The 2,466-nt window shown below is 35.8% G+C and carries 1 protein-coding gene; it reads right to left on the bottom strand.

What is annotated here, in order from left to right; translation table 11 throughout:
* Positions 1-2,444: SEC10/PgrA surface exclusion domain-containing protein (locus SPADD19_RS12990; RefSeq protein ID WP_241496586.1), on the bottom strand; the 2,444-nt coding region annotated here is incomplete at its 3' end.
* Positions 2,445-2,466: the final 22 nt, after the last annotated feature.

Consider the following 2,466-nt stretch of genomic DNA (forward strand, 5'->3'; position numbering starts at 1 on the left):
CTGAGTTCTGCTTCGTCCTTGGCTTTTTCAGCTTTCAGATCTGAAAGATCTTTAAGTTCTTTATCCAATTCTGCACGCGCATCTGCTAAAACTTTTTGTTTTGTTTGAATGTCTGCATTAAGATTTTCAACTGCTTTTTGTGCTTTTGCATAACGAGTCTTGGCAGCAATCAATTGTTGAGAAGCTTCATCTAGATTCTTTTGTGCAAGAGGTGTCTTATCAGAGATTGAGTTTAATCTTGCAATCGTTTGACGTGTAGTATTTAAGGCTGCCAAATGTTTTTCATGAATTTTAGTTACTTCATCTAAATTGTTTCTTGCTGTCTTATCTGCTACTCTTGCTTTTTCAAGCTCCTCTTTTGCAGTTTCTAATGCTTTTTGCTTAACTTGAAGGTCAGCATTTAAGTTATCCAGAGCTGTTTGAGCTTTGATATATCTTGTTTCAGCTTCTTCTTTTAGTTGTTTCGCATTGTCGTATTTCTTCTGTGCACCAGGAGTTTGATCAGGAACTGACATTAATTCTGCTACAAGTTTTTGAGTTTGTTTCAGATTTTGATTCGCATTTTGATTTTCTACTTTTGCTTTTTCAAGATCAGATTTAGCTTTTACTTCTGCTGTTGTAGCCTGGTCTAAATTATCTTTTGCATTTGCTAAAGCTTGACGCTTGTTTTGAATATCAGCATTTAATTGATCAAGTGCATCTTGAGCCTTATTAAATTGGATTTGTGCTTCATTATAATTTTGTGTAGCGATTCCCAATTTAGTAGTAGCTGCAGGTGTTTGGTCAGGAGTAGCTTTCAAAGCATCTAATTTTGCTGTCGTTTCTTTGAGAGCTTTTGTACTTGAATCATTTTCTGATTTAGCTTTTTCCAAACGATTCTGTGCAGAATTATTTACTGTATTTGCTGCAGTCTGTTTAGCTTTAGCAGCTGTTAACTCATCTTCCATTTTTGAAGTATCAAATGGAGTAGCTAGAGGTTTAGCAATCCCTTTATCATAATAGTCGTCAATGAACTTAGAGTGATACTCACCTGTTTGTTCATCTTTAATGTAATCGAAATGGCTAGATTGACCTTTGAATTTAATAAAATGCATTCGACCAACACCACTAGGTGTTAGGCTATTTGCTACCCCGACTGCTTGTATATCTGAAGGAGCTTTTTCTCCAATCATTAATCTCATATGTCCAAAATATGCATGTACATCATTTGCCATAAAGCTAATTACGGCATCATATACCTCGCGATATAATTGAGACATTGTAGCTTTTCGTGTTTCTTTTGCTTCTGAATAATAAGCACTAAAACCTAGCAATGTATTATTGAAGCTCATATTTTCGCCAGCCCAAGCGATTGAATCCAGTCCATCTTTTGCAAGAGCTGTCACACTATGACTTGTACCAAATGGTTTATTTTCTTCAGCATAGGCTTTTGCGATATTTTTAACACCTTGAACAGATTCTTTAGTAACTATAAAATCATGGCTCCCCCAGACTTGGTCTTGCAGATTGTTTGCGAGAAGCACATAATATTGACTCAAAGCTTCAATCTGTTTATCTGTGAGATTATCCAAATTGACTTCAGAGTCATCAATAGGCAAAACAATATCCTTATTTGGCCAACCTTTGATAACAATATTTTGGTGTTCAGGAGAATATTCCGTCTCTGGAGTACCAAAATCATACTTACTACCTGTGAACCATTTTTGAATAACGTCGTTTAATGCATTTTTATTTGCATCTGAATTATCGGTAAGATAAGCCTTGTAAGCATCAATGACATCTTGAGGCAATTGAGGAATAGTGAGATTTTTAATTGCTGCAATTTGTTTATTGAGGGTTTCAACCGCTTGATCAGCCTTCTCTTTATTCTCTTTTGCTTCCTGAGCTGCTGATGTAGCACTTGCTAGCTCATTTGAAGTTTCATTTACTTTTGCCTCTTCTTGATTTTTCTTAGTAGTTAAAGCTGAAATTTCTGAAGCTTTCTTAGCATCATTTTCTTTAGCTGTTTTGAGCTCTTCTTCTGCACCAATCTTACTATTTTGTTTATTTGCTAAATCGTTTGCTTTGCTATCACGATTTGCGATTGTTTGGGCAAGTTGTGATTCAGAAGCATCAAGATTACTTTGCGCTGAAACCTTATTTTCTTGAGCTTTCTTTAAATTCTCTTGTGCTTGTTTTTGTTTTTCCTCAGCTGATGACAAGTTTGCTGCAGTTTCTTGACTTTTCTTTATTTGATCCGCTTCAACTGATTTTGCATTTTTTAGTGCGGTCGCTTTTTTATTATCTGCTTCTTTAGCACGATCGAGTTCTTGTTTCGCTGTATTTTCAGTTGCTGCTTTAGCATCTAAATTTTTCTTAGCCGCATCACGTTCTGCTACTATTTCTTCAACGCCAGTACCATCTAAAACTTTCTGGGCAGTTTCTTTCTCTTTTTGAGCCTTCACTATGCATTTGCTGCTTCTTCTG

The sequence above is a fragment of the Streptococcus parasanguinis genome, from assembly GCF_001578955.1.
Classification (GTDB): Bacteria; Bacillota; Bacilli; order Lactobacillales; family Streptococcaceae; genus Streptococcus; species Streptococcus parasanguinis_U.